The sequence below is a fragment of the Rariglobus hedericola genome (assembly GCF_007559335.1).
Taxonomy (GTDB): domain Bacteria; phylum Verrucomicrobiota; class Verrucomicrobiia; order Opitutales; family Opitutaceae; genus Rariglobus; species Rariglobus hedericola.
This window is the reverse complement of sequence record NZ_VMBG01000002.1, coordinates 66350-82876: the sequence shown is the minus strand read 5'-3', so window position 1 is coordinate 82876 and position 16527 is coordinate 66350. Positions and strand designations below refer to the sequence as shown.

13 protein-coding genes are annotated in these 16527 nt (G+C 63.3%); 7 read left to right on the top strand and 6 right to left on the bottom strand.

What is annotated here, in order from left to right; all coding sequences use genetic code 11:
• Positions 1-9: 9 nt before the first annotated feature.
• Together FPL22_RS10715 and FPL22_RS10710 are read right to left on the bottom strand one after the other, a co-directional pair.
• The gene (locus FPL22_RS10715; protein ID WP_144230351.1) at positions 10-369 is read right to left on the bottom strand and encodes a response regulator; all 360 of its coding nucleotides are present in this window, start codon (positions 367-369) and stop codon (positions 10-12) included.
• Positions 366-2600 carry an ATP-binding protein gene (locus FPL22_RS10710; protein WP_144230350.1) on the bottom strand — a complete coding sequence of 745 codons (2235 nt, stop codon included), beginning with the start codon at positions 2598-2600 and terminating at the stop codon, positions 366-368. Before FPL22_RS10710 ends, FPL22_RS10715 begins: the two co-directional genes overlap by 4 nt.
• 295 nt (positions 2601-2895) lie before the next feature.
• Between FPL22_RS10710 and FPL22_RS10705 the strand changes: the two genes are divergently transcribed.
• Together FPL22_RS10705 and FPL22_RS10700 are read left to right on the top strand one after the other, a co-directional pair.
• Positions 2896-3291, top strand: coding sequence for a rhodanese-like domain-containing protein (locus FPL22_RS10705; RefSeq protein ID WP_144230349.1), 396 nt, complete (start codon positions 2896-2898; stop codon positions 3289-3291).
• Positions 3292-3432: 141 nt separating this feature from the next.
• A complete protein-coding gene (locus FPL22_RS10700; protein ID WP_144230348.1) occupies positions 3433-3894 on the top strand; it encodes a hypothetical protein in 462 nt (153 codons plus the stop codon).
• A gap of 25 nt (positions 3895-3919) precedes the next feature.
• Here FPL22_RS10700 and FPL22_RS10695 read toward each other — a convergent pair whose 3' ends face one another.
• The 4 genes from FPL22_RS10695 to FPL22_RS18110 all read right to left on the bottom strand — a co-directional run bounded on the left by FPL22_RS10695 (position 3920) and on the right by FPL22_RS18110 (position 11288).
• Positions 3920-4312, bottom strand: a complete 393-nt coding sequence (locus FPL22_RS10695) for a hypothetical protein (protein WP_144230347.1) — start codon at positions 4310-4312, stop codon at positions 3920-3922.
• Positions 4309-8337 (bottom strand): AsmA family protein, encoded by a 4029-nt coding sequence (locus tag FPL22_RS10690; RefSeq protein ID WP_144230346.1) that lies wholly within the window; start codon positions 8335-8337, stop codon positions 4309-4311. The genes FPL22_RS10695 and FPL22_RS10690 overlap by 4 nt, the downstream gene beginning before the upstream one ends.
• Positions 8338-8359: 22 nt before the next feature.
• On the bottom strand, positions 8360-9244 hold the full coding sequence (locus tag FPL22_RS10685; protein WP_144230345.1) for a 3-methyladenine DNA glycosylase: 885 nt from the start codon (positions 9242-9244) through the stop codon (positions 8360-8362).
• Between the two features lie 121 nt (positions 9245-9365).
• Positions 9366-11288 (bottom strand): LysM peptidoglycan-binding domain-containing protein, encoded by a 1923-nt coding sequence (locus FPL22_RS18110; protein WP_144230344.1) that lies wholly within the window; start codon positions 11286-11288, stop codon positions 9366-9368.
• A gap of 207 nt (positions 11289-11495) precedes the next feature.
• Here FPL22_RS18110 and FPL22_RS10675 point away from each other — a divergent pair, with 207 nt between their 5' ends.
• The 5 genes from FPL22_RS10675 (at position 11496) to lpoB (ending at position 16381) form a co-directional block, all read left to right on the top strand.
• Positions 11496-12755, top strand: coding sequence for a PEGA domain-containing protein (locus tag FPL22_RS10675; protein WP_144230343.1), 1260 nt, complete (start codon positions 11496-11498; stop codon positions 12753-12755).
• Between the two features lie 22 nt (positions 12756-12777).
• The gene (locus tag FPL22_RS10670) at positions 12778-13668 is read left to right on the top strand and encodes a hypothetical protein (RefSeq protein WP_144230342.1); all 891 of its coding nucleotides are present in this window, start codon (positions 12778-12780) and stop codon (positions 13666-13668) included.
• 106 nt (positions 13669-13774) lie between these two features.
• Positions 13775-15331 carry a COG3014 family protein gene (locus tag FPL22_RS10665; protein ID WP_144230341.1) on the top strand — a complete coding sequence of 519 codons (1557 nt, stop codon included), beginning with the start codon at positions 13775-13777 and terminating at the stop codon, positions 15329-15331.
• Positions 15328-15753 (top strand): YcfL family putative periplasmic lipoprotein, encoded by a 426-nt coding sequence (locus FPL22_RS10660; RefSeq protein WP_144230340.1) that lies wholly within the window; start codon positions 15328-15330, stop codon positions 15751-15753. The genes FPL22_RS10665 and FPL22_RS10660 overlap by 4 nt, the downstream gene beginning before the upstream one ends.
• A 22-nt stretch (positions 15754-15775) precedes the next feature.
• Positions 15776-16381: a penicillin-binding protein activator LpoB gene (gene lpoB, locus FPL22_RS10655; RefSeq protein ID WP_144230339.1), complete on the top strand. Its 606-nt coding sequence runs from the start codon at positions 15776-15778 to the stop codon at positions 16379-16381.
• The last annotated feature ends 146 nt before the right edge of the window (positions 16382-16527 follow it).

Below are 16527 nucleotides of genomic sequence, written 5' to 3'. Positions count from 1 at the left end.
GAGTAGCGATTAATCGGTGAGGATGTCCTCGAGGGCGTTGTGCACGGACTCGGCCGTGATGGGTTTCAGCAGGAAGCCTGACGCGCCTCGCTTGATGGCTTCGACGGCGGTGGCTTTGTCGGCGAGGGCGGAGACGACGAGGATGGTCGCGCGGGGATTGCGTTTGAGAATGATGTCCACGGCGGTGAGTCCATCCATGTCCGGCATGGTGATGTCCATGGTAACGACATCAGGCTGGTAGCGTTCGAACATATCGACGGCCTGAACTCCGGTGGTGGCGGTGCGAACCTCGGTGAAGTGGGAACGCCCGAGGCTGCGCTCGATGGCGCGGCGCATGATGAGCGAGTCATCGACGATAAGAAGTTTCATGCGTGGGCGGAGGGGAAGTAGAGGTGGAATTCGCAGAACTCGCCGGGCGTGCAGTGAACCTCGATGGCACCCGCGGCCTCGTCGACGACCTTGGCCTTGATGATGTCCATGCCCATGCCGCGGCCGGCGTGCAGGCTGACCTCGGCGGCGGTTGAAAAACCGGGGGCGAAGATGCAGCGCGCGATGTCGGCGGGGGAATGATCCGCGCCCGGTGTGAGCAAGCCGGCGGCTTCGGCGCGAAGGCGAATGGCATCGAGATCCAACCCGCGTCCGTCGTCGCGGAAGGCGATGCCGTTGAGACCGTCGGCCGTGCGGGGGAGTCCGCGCACGGAGAGCGTGGCGGCGGGCGGTTTACCGAGGGAGCTGCGCACGGGCGACGGCTCGATGCTGTGCGCGAGGGAATTGCGGGTGAGCTGGATGAGCACGTCGCGCACGAGCGCGGGGCGGTCGGTGGCGACGGTGTGCAACGCGTAGTCGTCGATGGTGAGCGTGGTGACCTTGTCGAGATCGCGCGCGGCATCGGCCACGAGTTGCTGCAGGCCGGCGCTAATCTGCGAGGCGGGGCTGGTCGGATTTCCGGAATGACCGGCCGCGGCGGCGACCGGCTGGCGGAGCCCGACGAGTTTTCCACGCAGCTCGATCAGGTCGCCGAGATCGGCGCGGAGGCCGGCCTGCGCCACGACCACGGAGAGAAAATCATCACCGGTGAGCTGCGGACGGTTGAGGAGTTCGGAGAGCTTGGACTCGAAGAGATCGGCGGCTTTTTGGAACGTCGTGAGTTTGAGCAGCGCGGCGTTGCCCTTGAGATTGTGCACGCTGCGGAAAACGGTCTGCAGGCGTTCGCGAAGCGCGTCGCCCTGACCGCCGGTGGCGGCGAAGTGTTCGGCGCGCAACGTGTCGTTGATCACATCGAGCTCGAGTTCGACGAGGGCGACAAAGCTCTCCAGCTCGTCGGGCGCGACGTGGACGATGCCGAGGAGAATATCCAGCTGGCGGTCCTTGTGGCGTTCGGAGTCGCGCAGTTTTTTCTCCAGCTCCATCTGTGTGGTCACATCGCGCACGGCCACGAAGACACGGGTGACGACGCCGTTCTCCACGATGCGGCGGAAAGAGAATCCAAGGTAGCGGTTGATGAAACCGCCGGAGGGATTGGAGAAGTTGACCTCGATGTCGGTGAGCGGGTTGACCTTGAGCACGGCCTTTTCCTTGCGGTTGGCGTCAAAGAGCAGCGCGAAATAATCCTTGGTGGTGTTGAACATCTTCTCGGTGAGAAGGCGTTCGAGGATTTGCAACAGGCTGCGGCCGGCCAGTTTTTCCTGGCGCAGGATGGTGTTGAGCTCGTGCGAATGGTAGTCGCCGATGATGCCGGTCGAATCGATGAGCAGGAGTCCCTCTTGCACGGTTTCCATGATGCGGTCGGTCTCGGCCTTGGCGACCGAGAGAGCCTGCGACTGCGTCTCGAGCCGCGCCTGGCTGGCGCCGAGTTCGGAGGCGAGGCGCTGGGAGGCGTTGCGGGCGCTGCGGACGCGGTTGAAGAAAAACACGCCGGGCAGCGAGAGCAGTGCGATGATCGCGACGGCGATGAGAATGCTGCGCGGACCGGCGACGGCATCCACGCGGTTCTTGGCGAGCTCTTCGAGACGGCGGCTGAACGTGAGCGTCTTCTCGGCGAGAAGCGTCTGCTGTGCGGCGACGAAGGCGGAGGCGTCGGAGAGCGTGGACTCAGTGAAGGGAAGCGCCTCGGAGTTTTCCTTCTTCGGGCCGGCGGTGAGCACGATGCCGTCGGCGCGGCTTTTGATGCCGAACCAGATGACGTTCATCGCCTGAAGGGATTCGAGCGCCTTCTCGTCGGTCACGGCTTCGAGCATGAAACGCACGCCGTCGGGCGCGACGGTTTCGGAGCCCTCGTTGAACGCGTTGATGATCTGGTCGAGACGGTCGGCGGCGACCTGAAGCTCGTAGACGGAATCACCGGCGGGCTTTTTATCGCGGACACTTTTTTCGATGAGGAGAATGGATTTCGTTATCTGTTCACCGAAGGCGCCGATGCGGCCCGCCACGCCGAGGGTGCGCTGACCCGCGGCCAGTTCGGCATCCATCTGGACGGTGTTGCGTTGCAAGCCGATGATGGCGACGACGGCCAGTGCGGCGACCGGCAGATAGAAAAAGAAACTCCACGCCAAAATTGGGCGGCGAAAGATTTGGAGGAATGCGGATGGGAGCTTTTTCATGAAAAGGTGCAGGGTGCGCGGAGATTTTTTGTGTAAGCACGGCGAGGTGTATTGGTGATGAAACTACGGTCAATTTCGCCAGGTCACGGATCTGCAAAGCTCGCGTTACATTCCGGTCGCCGGTGATTTTATTCGAAGAACCGGTGATTGCTCCGCACACGCATTTACCTCGGGCGGCGGGGTTTATTTTATACGCGGGAACAAAACACAGGGTTCACGCCTCTTAAGGGATGTTGCCCGCTTGCATCTGCGGCGGGCCGACCCTGTTCGATTCGTTAACTCCATCCTTCGCTCCATGAAAAAACTGCTCCTCCCGCTCCTCGCTTGTTTTGCACTCGTTACCTCTGCATTCGCCGGCTCCGACAAGGTGGCCGATATCTCCCATGACGACCTGAAGGCCGCCATCGCCTCGGGCAAAGTCACGCTCATCGATGTGAACGGCACCGACACCTACAACTCAGGCCACATCCCCGGCGCGATCGATTTTGAGTCCAAGGAAGCCAAGCTCGCCACGCTCCTTCCCGCCGACAAATCCGCCCTCGTGGTCGCGTATTGCGGCAACGAGAAGTGCGGCGCCTATAAAGAAGGTGCCAAGGCAGCGGAGAAGCTCGGTTACACCAACGTGAAGCACTATTCGAAGGGCATCGCTGGCTGGAAAAAAGCCGGCGAAAAGACCGAGAAGGGGAGCTGATTTTAGCGAAAAAATTTGGCTGCAAGCTCAACCCGGCGACGAAAGTCCGCCGGGTTTTTTGTGTCCCTGTTGTGTCCATAGGCTGTCGGGAAGAAATATTCGCGACTTGCGCGGCGAACGCCGACGGATGCACTGGCAGGCATGAAGGTCATGTTTACGCCCAAGGAATTCACCCGGCTGCTCGAGCTTGTGCATCTGGGCATGCGCACGGTCGAAGGTCGCCAGGGCGACGTGGGGCCGCACGTGGAGCGTTATGTGGAGATCGAGCAAAAGCTTTACGAACTGGCCACGCCGCTGGGCTGCGCCGATTTGGTGGACGTGGGCAGCGACGGATTACTCGGCCCGTCCGAGCGGCTTCTCAATGATGAGCGCATGGCGAAGATCGCCGGCGATTACGACAACGACACATTTTGGCATGAGCTGGTGACCCGCATGGCTGATCGCGATCTCGCCACCGATCAGGCGCGCCAGTCGATGCTCGGCAATGGCGGTCCGGCGATCGATGCGGATGCCCGTCTGCGAAAGCTCGAAGACGCCTATTGGGACGAATTCGAGAAAAACGATCTGGCCAACGTCATCCTGCTGCGCGGCGGTCGGGGGTGATGAGGCCTTTGCGGGGACGCGACGGTCACTGCGGGATCAGCGAGGCTTGAAACCGGCCGTATTGGACGAGCTCGCCCTTGCCCCCGAAAATATAGGTGCCGCGAAATACGGTCGCGCTTAACGCTCCGCGAAACTGGGTCGCCGTGTCGGCGGACTGCTTGCACGTCACTTCGCACCACGCCCCTTTGCGCGAACCGGTAAGCGGCCAGCGACCCGCTTGCAGCGGGGCTTCTACGACCAGCCAGCCGGTGATTTTACCGTCGTCCGTTATGATGAGTTCCATCTTCACGGGTGCAGTCACGTCGTGCGTTGTGTTGGTTACCGTGCCGGCCAGCAGTCGTGTTTCCGTGACTGCCGCGACGTGCGTGACGCCGGCGAGCAAGAGAGTGCTCCAAGAGAGCAGAGCGGATAATCTCATGACACACCTCCGCTCTTTTTCGCGTCTTTGGGGCGTTGTTTTTCCACCTCGCGCTGCACCTTGCGCATGATGAAGCCCCAAGTGCCGCGCGAACCCGTGGCGGCTTTCGCGAGCAAGTCGTAGAGCGGGCTCGCATCGGGCCGGCCGACTTCACCGATCACCGAAAATGGCTGGAGCATCTTGCGATAGCCATCCGCGCCGGCGTGTTTTTCGAGGAGCTTCATGTTGCCAAGGATCACGCTCATTTCGTCACGCGCGAACAGCTCCAGCGAGAGGTTGAGCGGGCGGCCGGCGAGCGCCACGCCTTCGACCGAGGGCACCGAGCCACGTCCGCTGATGCGAGCCTGCGGTGAGTCGATCAGGAACTCCGCCAGCGTGATGTTACCTTGCTGATCGCGGCCACCGGAGACGCGCAGGGCGTCCACCGGCATCTCTGCAAATTTCCGCAACAGTCGTCCGAGAGCGCGCAGTTCTGGGGAGAAGCTCACCGCGCCGCCGAGCACCAGCAAGGTCGAGGCCGTGCCCGCCGCAGGATGCGTGATGCGCGCCACGCCATCGCGGCCCTCGATTTGAAACTCACCCTCGGCGTTGTCCAGCAACGCCCACAACGAAGTGCCGTCGGCTCGCACCTTGGCGTCGAAATTGATGCGGGCATCGAACGATCCGAATTCGTTCGGGAAGACCGTCTGCACCACGCGCGCGGTTTCAAACTGCGCGATGTGAAACTCGCCGCGAAGAAAATGATCCGCCTCGGCCTGCGGGTTGTAATCGATGGTCAGGCCGCCGCTCCATTTTCCGGCAAACATCGTCCCGGTGAGCCCGCTCAGGCGCAGTTGGTTTTCCGTGAGATCCAGCCGTCCGCGCACATCGTCGATGCGATACGGCGAGAATTGCACCGCGCCGAGTTCCAGGTCGAAACGTCCGCGTAACACACTCCAAAACGCGGTGCCCAGACGGGCGGATTTTTCCGAGGGTCCGGTTGCCGGGGGATTTTTTACGGAGTGGGAAACCGTCGTGACGGGCTTGGCCTCGCGGGCACCGGCGGCTCCTTGCAGCGTGTTCATCAGATCCAGCACGGCGGTCACATCGAGGAACCGGCTGCGCAAGGCGGAATCGAAACTCAACGTGCCGCGATCGAGGGCGAGTGTCATGCGAAACGCCGCGTTACTGGGTGCGGGAGCCGTCAGGTAGTTGATGCCCACGTCGAACCCGGCCTCGCGTTTGTTGCCATCCACTTTTCCCCGCGCACCAATTTCCAGCGCGGGGAGCAGGGTGCCGGCGCCGGTGTGGACGCCATCGATCCGCGCCCAGAAATCCAGCGGCTCGCCACCGAGCAGATCACCGTTCAGCCGCGCGACCAATTGTCCGTCGAGAGACCGGCCCAAGGTGCCAAGATCCACGCGGGTCTGCGCGTCGATGCTTTGAGGAAGCAACGTGCTGTCGTTGCCGATGAAACTGAAGGCGCCCTCAAATTCCGCCGCGCGTTTTCCGGCGACGTCGATGGAGCCGTCGGTTGCGTGGAGCGTTCCCTTGTAGGCGAGCTGGAACGCCGGGTGGAGTTGATGAAGAACCAGCACGTCCGCGCCCGGGAAAAACGACAGCCGGGCATCCTTGATTTTGAAGGTGCCATTTTCCGCCACGGTGAGGCCTTCGAGTTTCAACGGCTTGACGGGACGCAGCCGGAATTTCTGGGGCTCGGCGTGCAGCAACAGATCGGTGGCGCCGAGGGTGCCGCTCGCGTCCATCCCAGGCGGCAACCACGGTTTCGCCCACGACAACGGGAACGAGGTGGTTTGAATGCGAACGGGGGCCAGCGTGTTGAACACGGTTTCGCCGCTGGGTTTTTGCACAAAATAAACCGGCTGATCCGAAGTCACCGTGAGCAGCGGTCCGGTGGCGTTTCGCACGGTGAGATCGAGGTGGGTGATTTGGGAAACCGCACCGCTGGCCGTGCCCGCCTCGGCGCGCAGCCCGACGGTCAGCGCGCCGAAGGTATCTTTGCTGTGAGGCAGTGCGGGCAATGAGGCGTCGAGCGATAGCGCGGTGGTGTAGGTTTGGGTTTTGGGCTCCCACGCGAAACGACCGGAGCCGTCGAGACGGTTGCCATCCGTGGTCTCGATGTGCAGTGCCCGCACTTCGGCGGATTGCCGCGTGTCGCTGTAAGTGAAATCGGGCGCAAAGGTGGCGCTGCCGTCGAAAACGGGGTTTCCGCCAAGGGCGAAACGCAGATGCTCGAATGACCAAGGCAGCCGGGTCGCGAGGACAAAGCCCTCGCCGTCGGTTGCGTGCCGGAGAGTGGATTCACCCCGTGACCACGTGCCATCGACGGCGATCGAGGGTAGCCAACGGGAGGCCCAGGCGAGCGGCAGCGCATTGACGGTGAAGCGCAGCAGATCCTGCGACGGATCCGTTTTGAGCGCGGCAACCGAAGGCGTGCTGCCGACACGGATGGGTTGCTGTAACGCGAGCGAAACCATCGGCGCGGAGACCGGGTCTTGGCGTGCGGTGAATTCAAGTCCGGCGATTTGAAAGACGCCGGCGTCGAGCGTGGCATCCCAGCGGGCTGCGATCAGAAACGGCAGCGGGTTGTCCGGTCCGGCAAGCAACGTCGGGAGTGCGCCCGTCAGCGTGCCCGTGGTCTGCGTGCGCGGTGCGGACAGTGAATGAGTGACGTGAAACGCGGACTCGATCCGGTCGCCTTTTTCAGTCGATGCGGTGAAGTCATCCACGCGGAGCGAAACGGATTCTTTGGATAAGGTGAGGTGCGGGCTGAGCGTGAACGTAACCGGCAGGAGCGAGGGGAAGGTTTTGGATTCGATCGCGACCGGGCCGATGGTCAGCGGAGCGGAAGGCGTGGCGATGAGCGTGGCTTGGTCGTCTTTGAGGACGACGTTCCAGGCACCGCCGAGCGAGCCGCCCGCTTTTAATTGAGCATCGGTGCCGGTGAGCCACGCATTGGCCCATGACAAGGGCAGGCCGGAGAGTTCGACGTGCGCGCTGTGGGCCGCGTCGTCCTGGGCGAGTGAGAAGCGGAACGGCGTGGTTTCACTGCTGAGCGTGACGCGGGTTTTAGAGGCGACTGGCGGGCTTTTCTGCAGATCCAGATTTGAAATCACTCGGGCCTGCCAAGAACCCAGTTGCGCGAGACGTGGATCGAGGCGCGCAAAAAATGCGGGCGAACCGGTGAACTGTAAATCGAAGCCGGTGTATTTGTCCTTGGGGTTGAAGGCCGAGAGCAGGGTGAGCAGCGCCTCGTCACCGAAGCGGATATCCGCACGGTAGCGTTCACCGGACGGGGTGTTTTCCAAGAGCAGTGAAAGCGTGGCCGGCGGCGGAGTGAAGGCGCCGTAGCGGGGCAGGTGCAGATCGCCCTTGAGCTCGATGCTGGCGATGCCGCGAGTGTCGTTCTGAACGATGCGCACGGTGCCCTGGCTGCGAATGACATTCTCCGGACCCGCCGGCAGCAGCACGGATGCGGCGGTGAAATCGTAATGAAAAGTGCCCGGCGAACCGGGGGCGAGATTGCCGCCCGTGAGTTTGAGATCGCCGGTCATCACGGAGTGGCCGCCTTCGCGCAAACCGACACGCGCGTTGATGTCGGTCTGGGCAACGGTCCATGACAACGGGGCCTGCAACAACTCGAGCACGCCGGTGAAAGGATCCGCCGTCGCGCCGGTTTCGCGTGTGGCTAATTCAGCGGGGGTGATCTCGATGTTGAGCTGATTGATGGAGACTTGCTCCACGACGAATTCGCGCCGCAGCAACCGGCTTGGGCGAACGCGCACCGAGATAGGCGCCGATTTTGCGGTGAGGCCGGGCATGGCAAAGTCGATGCCGTGCGCTTCGAGTCCGCCGGGGCCGACGTCGATACGATCTGCTTCGAGCGACCAGCCCGGCTGCCGCGCGACGAGACGCTTGGCGAGCCACGTCTGAACCGCAGGCACGCGCAGCACGGCGAGGACGAGCGCGAGCAGCAACGCACCCGCCGCGCAGGTGATCAGCAGGCGGCGAAGAACGATGCGCATTCGAGGCATGGGAGAGAGCGGACTACTCGGCCAGCAGGCGTTCGCACAGTGACAGCAGGCGGGCGCGGAGGGGTTCTCCGCGGGTGGCGAAGGCGCGTTGCTGGCGTTCGTAGTCCAGGCGGCCCTCGGGGGTTTCGATCATCAGCGGCGCAAAGCCGAGGGCGCGCAGATCGTAGGGGCTCGCGCGCATGTCCATCTCACGGATGTCGCGGGCGAGAGCGAAGCAGTCGGCGATCAGGTCGCTGGGCGTGAACGGCGCGAGTTTAAAGGCCCACTTATAGAGATCCATGTTGGCATGGAGGCAGCCGCGTTGTTCGTGCTCGGTGACGCTGGTGCGTTCCGGTTGGAGTTTGTTGAGCGGACGCGCGGGGGCGGTGAAAAAACGAAACGCGTCGAAATGGGTGCAGCGCACGGGCTGGCTTTCGACGATGCGGGCGAGTTCATCGGGCGGGAAACGCAGCGGGTAGGCGTTGTGACGGATCTCTTCGGGCGTCTGCCGGTAAACCATCGCCCATTCGTGCAGGCCGAAGCAGGCGAAGGCCGGCGCGCGGGTGGTCATGGCGGCGAGCAGGTCGCGCATCCACGAAATGGATACGCGACGCTTGTCGGTCAGCGTCGATGAATCCACCTGCACGCCGTCGGGCGTCTCGCGGTATTCCGGCCAGCGTAGGAATTCGCGGGCGGCATCGCCGCCGAGCAGCACATCGGGGCCCGGATGCCACTGGCGCAGCCACGACGCGCGAAACGAATAATAACTGAAGAGAAAATCGTAAACCGGGTGTTTTTCGCCGCGCGAAGCGCGAGCGAGGTGAGGATCGGCCCAACTGGCGACGCGCGCCTCATGAGCCCGCTGGCGATCACGCCACTCGGTCTCGGGGAGGAGTTGACTGGACTGCGCCGATATCATGAAAAACAGGAAAATTGAGCCAATTTAACCATCTAAACTAAAATGATTAAGGCAGGTTTGTAACTTATTAAGTTACAAACCTGCCTTGCTGTTTTTTTGAGGGTTCTGCGCGTTTTTCGGATCAGGGGATGCGCAGTTTGGTGCCGAGGGAGAGGGCGTTCGGGTTGCTGATAACGCTGCGATTGGCCTCGAGGATGTCGTTCCAGCGGTTGGGGGTGCCGTAGTATTGTTTCGAGATGCGGGAGAGCGAATCGCCGGCGGTCACGGTGTGGATGCGGGGCGTGGCCGGGGTTTCGGCTGCGGTCGCGACTGCGGCGGGCGGCGGAGTCACCGGTGCAACGGTGGCCGCGGGCAGGTTGATCGAGATGGAGGGAACCGTGCCGGGGCGGGACGGGGTGTTGCCGGCGGGGAGGTTGCCGATGAGGGCGAGGCGGGTTTTGAGCTGCTGGTTCTCGACGGCGAAGGCGGCGGATTGGGCCTGCGTCTGGCGGAGCTGATCGCGGGTGGCGATGAGCTCGGTCGTGGCGTTGTCGATCGTCTTGCGGGAATCGGCGAGGCTCTGGCTACTCGAGGCGAAAGCAGAGGATTTTTCGGCTAGGGACTGGTTGGCGGCGGCGAGCTGGGTGCGGAGGCTTTCGGCTTCGGCGGAGACGGTGGCCGACGAAGCAGCTTGCGGGCGCAGCGTAGTCAGCTCGGCGGTGGCGGTCTCGAGTTTGGTGACGGTGGCGGCGCGTTCTTCGTCGATGCTGGCGAGGGCTTTTTGGAGGCGCTCGATCTCGGCTTGCTGGAGGGTGAAGGAGCGGAGGGCGGCGGCGAGTTTGGTGTCGGTGTCGGCCTTGGCTTTTTCGAGATCGGCGAGGCGGGTGTCGGCTTCGGGAGTCGGCGCGGGCTCGGCGGGGGAGGCAGGGATCGGGGCGATCACGACGGCGGGAGCGGGGGCGACGGGGATCACGGCCTTGGCGGCGGCGAGCTGGGCGGTGAGGCCGTCGCGCTCTTCGGTAAGGGTCTTGATCGTGGCGGCGAGGGTGTCGCGTTCAGTTTCAAGTGAAGCGATGCGCGGGTCGGGCTGCGCGGTGACGGAAGGAGCGGTAGCGGCGGGCGCGGCGGCTTTGGCAGTGGCGAGTTCGGCGGTGACGGTCTCCAGTTGTGCGGCGACGGCCAGGCGTTCGGCGCTGGCGCGATCGGCGGCGGCTTTCAGGCTGGCGGACTCGGATTCGGCGAGGGCTTGGGCGCGCTGGGCGGCGTTGGCGGTGTTGACGGCGAGGGCGAGTTTTTCGCGGAGGGCGGTCTGTTCGGCGGAGGCTTTGGCGGAGGAGGCGCGCAGCGAGGCGAGCTCGGTGGCCGCGGTGTTGGCGGAGGCCTGTAACTGGTCGCGTTCGGAGCGGAGGGACGCGAGTTCGGCGCTCACGCCGATGGGCATGACGGGGGCAGCGGGAGCGACCGGGGCGCGTGTCTCGGCGAGGCGCGTTTGGAGGGCGGAAATCTCTTTGTCTTTGCTGGCGAGGGCGGCTTCGGCGATGGCGACGCGTTTGTTGGCGTCGGCCAGCTTGGCGGTGAGACCGGCTTTAAGGAGTTCGTTTTCCTTCCAGGCGGCAGAGAGCTCGGCGCTGAGTTTTTTCTGATCTGGGTCGGCGTCGGCGGTGATGGCGGGGGCGACGGCAGGGGCGGGCGCGGGTTCCTCCATAGCGAGGGGCGAAGTCGCCGGGGCGATCGGGCTCGCGCTGAAGGCGGCGAGGCGGCGTTTGCCTTCGGCGAGTTGTTCGGGTGTGAGGATGCTGGTGAGATTGGCGAGGGCTTTGCCATTGGTGCCGTTGGTGGCGGCGAGGCTCAGCCAGGCGTAGGCTTGGGCGGGATCGTAAAGGCTTTCGCGGCGGTCGGCGTAGGCGAGGCCGAGGTTGTATTGGGCAATGGCATTGCCCCGGTCGGCCTTGGTGCGAAGTGAATCAAACTCCGCGGACGTGAGGGCGAACACGGGCGAGGCGAGGAGCGCGGAGCCGAGAAGACCGCGGGAAAGAACAAGACGGAAGGAGCGAGGATTTTTCATGCCGATGCGGGAAGTGCGCGCAGCATGGCGGGGGCCAAGGGCTTTGCAAAGCGGCATTTGTCTCGGTGGCTGGTGACGGACGGGTTACTGCAACCAAGTCGCTTGACCCGTCCGGCCGCTCTGGCATGAGGGATAACCTCTAGTGAATTGTTGCTACCAACGGTTCCGGAGCGTGTCTGTTCGTCGTCTCCACTCTTTCCATACCACATGAAAACCGCCCGTCTGTTTGTTCTGCTCACCGCGTTTGCGGCGATGCTTGGCTCCAGTTTCGCCCAATCGACAGTCACCACGGAACGCGAGGTCTCCGCGCCCGCCACTAAAACGGAAACCCGCACTTATGTGAAAGACGGCAAGACCGTCACCGAAAAGGTCGTCGTTACGACTGAGAAGGAGCGCGAGGCCTCCTCCAAGACCTACCGGGCCGCCATCTTCGTTTCCAATCGCGCGGGAGCTGCCTATGACGGCAAAGTTGAGGCGCTGGAAGACTACGTGACTTCCCGTGTGACCGATCTCGGCGTCAGCGTTATCAGCCGCGAAACCGCCTCCGATGCCGTCGCCAAAGTCGACCCGGGTGCGACCGCCAACGCCATCGACACCACGCTCGGGCAAAGCACCTCGGCCCTCCGTCTCGCGCAGACTCTCGGCGCTGATTACGTCCTTCAGGTCACGTTGACCGGCTACGAGGCCAACCGCCGCAACATCGATGCCTATGGCGTCAAGACCGCCAACGAAGACCGCACGCTCCGCATCACCTACAAGATTCTCGACGGCGTGACCGGCGGTAGTCTCGCGGCGGATACAGTCAAGGCCTCCAAGACCGTGCAGCAGGGCGCGGGCAACACCGCCACGCAGCTCGAGGGCATGGATGAACTTCTCGACGAGGCCTCGCTCAAGGTTGCCACCAGCCTCAAGGGCCGCCTCGGCCGCGTCACCGCGCCTTCCGCCGAGCAGGGCCTGGTCTCGGTCACGATCCAGACCGAAGCCGCCGACCTCACGATTCCCGACATCCGTATCGGCGTGGAAAACACCGTCACCATTTCCGAGAGCAAGCTGAAGGTCTCCGCCCTCGCCGCCACTGTCGAAGTCGACGGCATCGCGGTCGGCACCGCACCCGGCACGGTTACGGTGAAGCGCGGTCTCAGCAAACTCCGCATCACCCGCGCCGGCTTCAAGCCCTACGAGCGCACCGTTAATTTCGTCAACGGCCAGTCGCTCACCGTGGCCCTTGAGCTGAGCGAGGAAGGCTACAAGCGCTGGAAGGATTCCACGCAGTTCCTCAACGACCTCAAGAACGACGCCAAGCTCACCGATGGCGAGGTCAAGGTTCTCGAGGGCAAGGCCAAGATGCTCGAGCAAAGCGGCTTCAAGGTGAACACCACCGCGGCCCCCGCCATCACCATCAACGAGTATGACGACCACCGCGGTCCCCGTAAGGACAACAAGGACCGTTCACTCTTCTCGTTCTAATTTAATTTCAAATTTCCACGTCATGAAATTCTCCCGCATTCTCTCCATTCTCGCCCTCGGCGTCGCCCTAGTTGGCGGCCTCTCCGCGCAGGACGCGCCTTCGAAGAAAAAAATCGCGATCACCAAGATCGCCGCGACCGATTCCGTGAAGGCCCGCATGGCCACGCAGGGTGTCGGCCTGTCGCTCTCCAGCGTGATCGAGGCGCTCGACTCGCAGGTCTATGATCGCGTGCTCAACTCCAAGCGCTTCGAGGTGCTCGAGCGTTCCGATGCCGACGCCCTCGCGAAGGAGGCCGGCGCGTCCGGTGCCGCCTTCCAGTTCAACCAGGCCGACTACCTCCTCACCATCCGCATCGACGGTTTCAATGACCGCATGGAGACCCGCAAGCTCGCCTCCCTCGGCAAGACCGTGACCGCCCGCGTTATCGAGCTCTCCGCCGTCGCCAAGATCACGGAGGTCGCCACCCAGCGCGCCGTCGCCAGCACGAACTTCCAGGTCTCGCGCCGCCAGGCCGATTCGCTGTCGGGCAACACCACCGAGAAGGTGGGCGAGTCCAGCGATGTTCTCCTGATCGATATCACCCGCGAGATGGCCCAGAAGATCTCGGCCCGCGTGTCCGACGCCGTGTTCCCGGCCCGCGTGCTCGCCAAGCGCGACAAGCTCGTGACCATCAATCGCAATGACACCTCCGGCATCAAGGTCGGCCAGGTGTGGGAAGTGTTCATCCTCGGCGAAGACCTCGTCGATCCCGACACCGGCGACAAGAGCCGAGAGGAAGTGCCCGTCGGCACCGTCAAGATCTCGCGCGTCACGCCGCAGAACTCGCAGGCCGAAATCGTCGAGGACACCGGCATCGATAAACTCGCGCTGGTCCGCCTGAAGACCGACGTCGCCGATCCCGAGGCTGAATAATCCCGGCCGTTTTTCGCCAGCCGCCCGCCTTCGTCGCACCGAGGCGGGCGGCCTTTTTTAATCAACCGCTCCCGTTTTTCTCCGCTTCAACACGCAACTCATGTCCATGAAATCGACCGCACGCGCACGCCAGATTGCGCAGTTTACCGGAGCCGCCGCGCTCCTGCTCCTCGCCTCAGGCTGTCAGACCTACCAGCAACAGTCCGCCGATCTCGCCAGTTCCTTCCGTAATGCGAGCATCGCTTCGGCCGTCGCCAGCGCCGATAAGGAGGCCGCCTCCAAAGCCGGTGGCAAAGACGAGCTCCTCTGGCGCCTCGAGCAAGGCGCGACCTTGCGCATGGCCGTGCTCGCCGACGAGACCCAGCTCCCGCATCCGCCCGTCGCCGCTCCGAAGGATCCGGCCGAGCCGGTGCCCGTCGCGCCCACGCACACCGAGATCGCCGCTGGCTACGCGAAACGTTCCAACACCGCCTTCGATCAGGCGGAAGAGCGCGTGAATTATTGGGAGGAACAAGCCAAGTTGAAGGTCGGCTCCGAGGCGTTCTCGATCGTCACGAATCAGGCTAACATTCCCTATCGTGGCCGCGCTTACGACAAGGTCCTTATGAACGCCTACAAGGCGCTCAACTACCTCCAGATGGGCCAGCGCGACGCCGCCCGCGTGGAGTTGAATCGCTCCCTCCAGCGCCAGCGCGATGCCGTCGATATCAACCAGAAGCGTATCGCCGAAGCCCAGGCTGAGGCCGACAAAGCCCGCGAAGGCAAAGTTGAAGATGAGAAAGGCCAGACCGCTTCCTACGACGTCGATAAAGCCCAGGCCGATCCCAAGACCGGCCCCGCCCTTAATCAGGCTCTCGCCGAGTCCACCGCGCCGATCAAGGCCTACGGTGATTATGTGAACCCGTTCGCGGTTTTCCTCGACGGTCTGTTCTTCTCCATCGCCGGTGAAAACGGCGCCGATTGGGAGCGCGGTCGCAAGTCCTTCGAGCGCCTCGCCAGCCTCGTCCCCGAGAATCCCTACGTCATCGCCGACCGCGATCTCGGCGCCGCCGCCGCCGAGGGCAAGGCTCCGGAAAACCTCACCTACGTCATCTTCGAAACCGGCACCGGCCCCGAGCGCGACCAGATCCGCATCGACATCCCCACCTTCATCGTGACCAGCCGCCTCGCCTACGTCGGCGCGGCCTTCCCCAAGCTCAAGTTCAACGGTGACTATGCCTCCAGCCTGACCGTGACCGCCGGCGGTCAATCCGCCGCCACCGCCACGATTGCCAGCATGGACAGCGTCGTGGCCAACGACTTCAAAAACGAGTGGCCCACCATCCTGACCAAGACCCTCGTGTCGACCGCGACCAAGGCGATCATCCAGGCCACGGTGCAGAAGCAGTTGAGCGACCAGAGCGCGATGGCCGGTCTCATCGGCAGCGTTACCATGACTGTTCTCAACGCCTCGACCAACATCGCCGACACGCGCACTTGGATCACGCTCCCCAAGGAGTTCCAATACGCCCGCATCGCCACGCCGGCCGACCGCCAGCTCACCCTCACCACCGGCACCCAGACCAAAACAATTACTTTGGACCCCGGCGTGGTTAATGTGGTCTATGTGAAAAGCGTCTCCTCGACCGCCCCCCTTCTCGTTTCTCAAATCCTCCTCAAATGAAAACATCCCCCCGTCTCCTCGTCGGCAGCCTTCTGGTCGCCGGTGCGCTCGTCGCCCTCTCCGGTTGCGCCACCAATGTGAACAGCGTTGAACGCGCCCAGCCGGTGGCCACGCCCAACTACATTTCCGACAAACGCGTCGTCACCGACAACACCCTCGCCCGCACTGTGCGCGTCAACTCGGTGAATCAGGACACCGTCTCCGGCAACCTCCTCAAGGTGCAGGCCACGCTGGAGAACTTGAAGAACAACCCCCGCACCGTGCGCTACAAGTTCGAGTGGGTCAGCGATACCGGCATGTCCATCGGCTCGCCCAACGAGTCCTGGAAGACCATCACCATCCTCGGTCGCGAAACCACCACCATCTCCACCGTTGCGGTCAACCCCCGCGCGGTTGATTTCGTCCTGAAACTCAGTGAATAATTTCCACGTCCCTTTTTTCCACATGACCACACTCCGCTTCAAAACCGCTCTTCTCGCCGGCGTGCTCGCACCCGTCGCCTTCGTGTTCTCCGGCTGCCAATCGGCGCAGGTTCGCAACGTCGACGCCAGCGGCCCGCAGGCCCTCAACACCGCCGGGATCAACTCCCAGGACTGGTCCAATGCCGCCGACCAGCTGATCAACTCGCTGCTCACCTCCGGCGCCCTTGACCGCGCTCCGTCGCAGCCCGCCGTCCTCGCGATCGACCGCGTGCTCAACAACACCCAGCTGAACGTCGACACCGATCTCCTCATCAAGAAGATCCGCGTCGCCCTCACCCAGACCGGCAAGGTCGCCATCACGAACACGATGGGCCTCGGCGAGCGCGCCGTCGTTGCCTCCGAGGCCGCCGAGCTCGATGAAATGACCACTGGCAAGAAGGCCAAGGTCATCGCCCCGCACTTCACGCTCTACGCGAAGCTCATCCAGCAGGTCGACCGTCTCAACGGCGTCACCCAGAACACTTACACGTTCCAGATGTCGCTCATCAACGTGAAGACCGGCCTCACCGTCTGGGAAGAAGACCGCGAGATCGCCAAGCAGTCCAAGAAGTCCGCCGTCGGCTGGTAATCCGGCGCTCGACGCGAAAACAAAAAGCCGTCCCGCAGTTCGCGGGACGGCTTTTTTGTGACCGGAAAGAAGGTCGGACCTCCCGGCCAGACCATCATGAAATTCGCCAAATGGTTACGGTGACGGACCTGAAGGTCCGTCCTCCT

Excerpts from the sequence above, each read along its gene's own strand:
- FPL22_RS10700 (WP_144230348.1), top strand. The coding sequence starts at position 3,433 with ATGAAGGTCATGTTTACGCCCAAGGAATTCACCCGGCTGCTCGAGCTT.
- FPL22_RS10705 (WP_144230349.1), top strand. The coding sequence starts at position 2,896 with ATGAAAAAACTGCTCCTCCCGCTCCTCGCTTGTTTTGCACTCGTTACC.
- lpoB (WP_144230339.1), top strand. The coding sequence starts at position 15,776 with ATGACCACACTCCGCTTCAAAACCGCTCTTCTCGCCGGCGTGCTCGCA.
- FPL22_RS10675 (WP_144230343.1), top strand. The coding sequence starts at position 11,496 with ATGAAAACCGCCCGTCTGTTTGTTCTGCTCACCGCGTTTGCGGCGATG.
- FPL22_RS10660 (WP_144230340.1), top strand. The coding sequence starts at position 15,328 with ATGAAAACATCCCCCCGTCTCCTCGTCGGCAGCCTTCTGGTCGCCGGT.
- FPL22_RS10665 (WP_144230341.1), top strand. The coding sequence starts at position 13,775 with ATGAAATCGACCGCACGCGCACGCCAGATTGCGCAGTTTACCGGAGCC.
- FPL22_RS10690 (WP_144230346.1), bottom strand. The coding sequence starts at position 8,337 with ATGCGCATCGTTCTTCGCCGCCTGCTGATCACCTGCGCGGCGGGTGCG.
- FPL22_RS10715 (WP_144230351.1), bottom strand. The coding sequence starts at position 369 with ATGAAACTTCTTATCGTCGATGACTCGCTCATCATGCGCCGCGCCATC.
- FPL22_RS10695 (WP_144230347.1), bottom strand. The coding sequence starts at position 4,312 with ATGAGATTATCCGCTCTGCTCTCTTGGAGCACTCTCTTGCTCGCCGGC.
- FPL22_RS18110 (WP_144230344.1), bottom strand. The coding sequence starts at position 11,288 with ATGAAAAATCCTCGCTCCTTCCGTCTTGTTCTTTCCCGCGGTCTTCTC.
- FPL22_RS10685 (WP_144230345.1), bottom strand. The coding sequence starts at position 9,244 with ATGATATCGGCGCAGTCCAGTCAACTCCTCCCCGAGACCGAGTGGCGT.
- FPL22_RS10670 (WP_144230342.1), top strand. The coding sequence starts at position 12,778 with ATGAAATTCTCCCGCATTCTCTCCATTCTCGCCCTCGGCGTCGCCCTA.
- FPL22_RS10710 (WP_144230350.1), bottom strand. The coding sequence starts at position 2,600 with ATGAAAAAGCTCCCATCCGCATTCCTCCAAATCTTTCGCCGCCCAATT.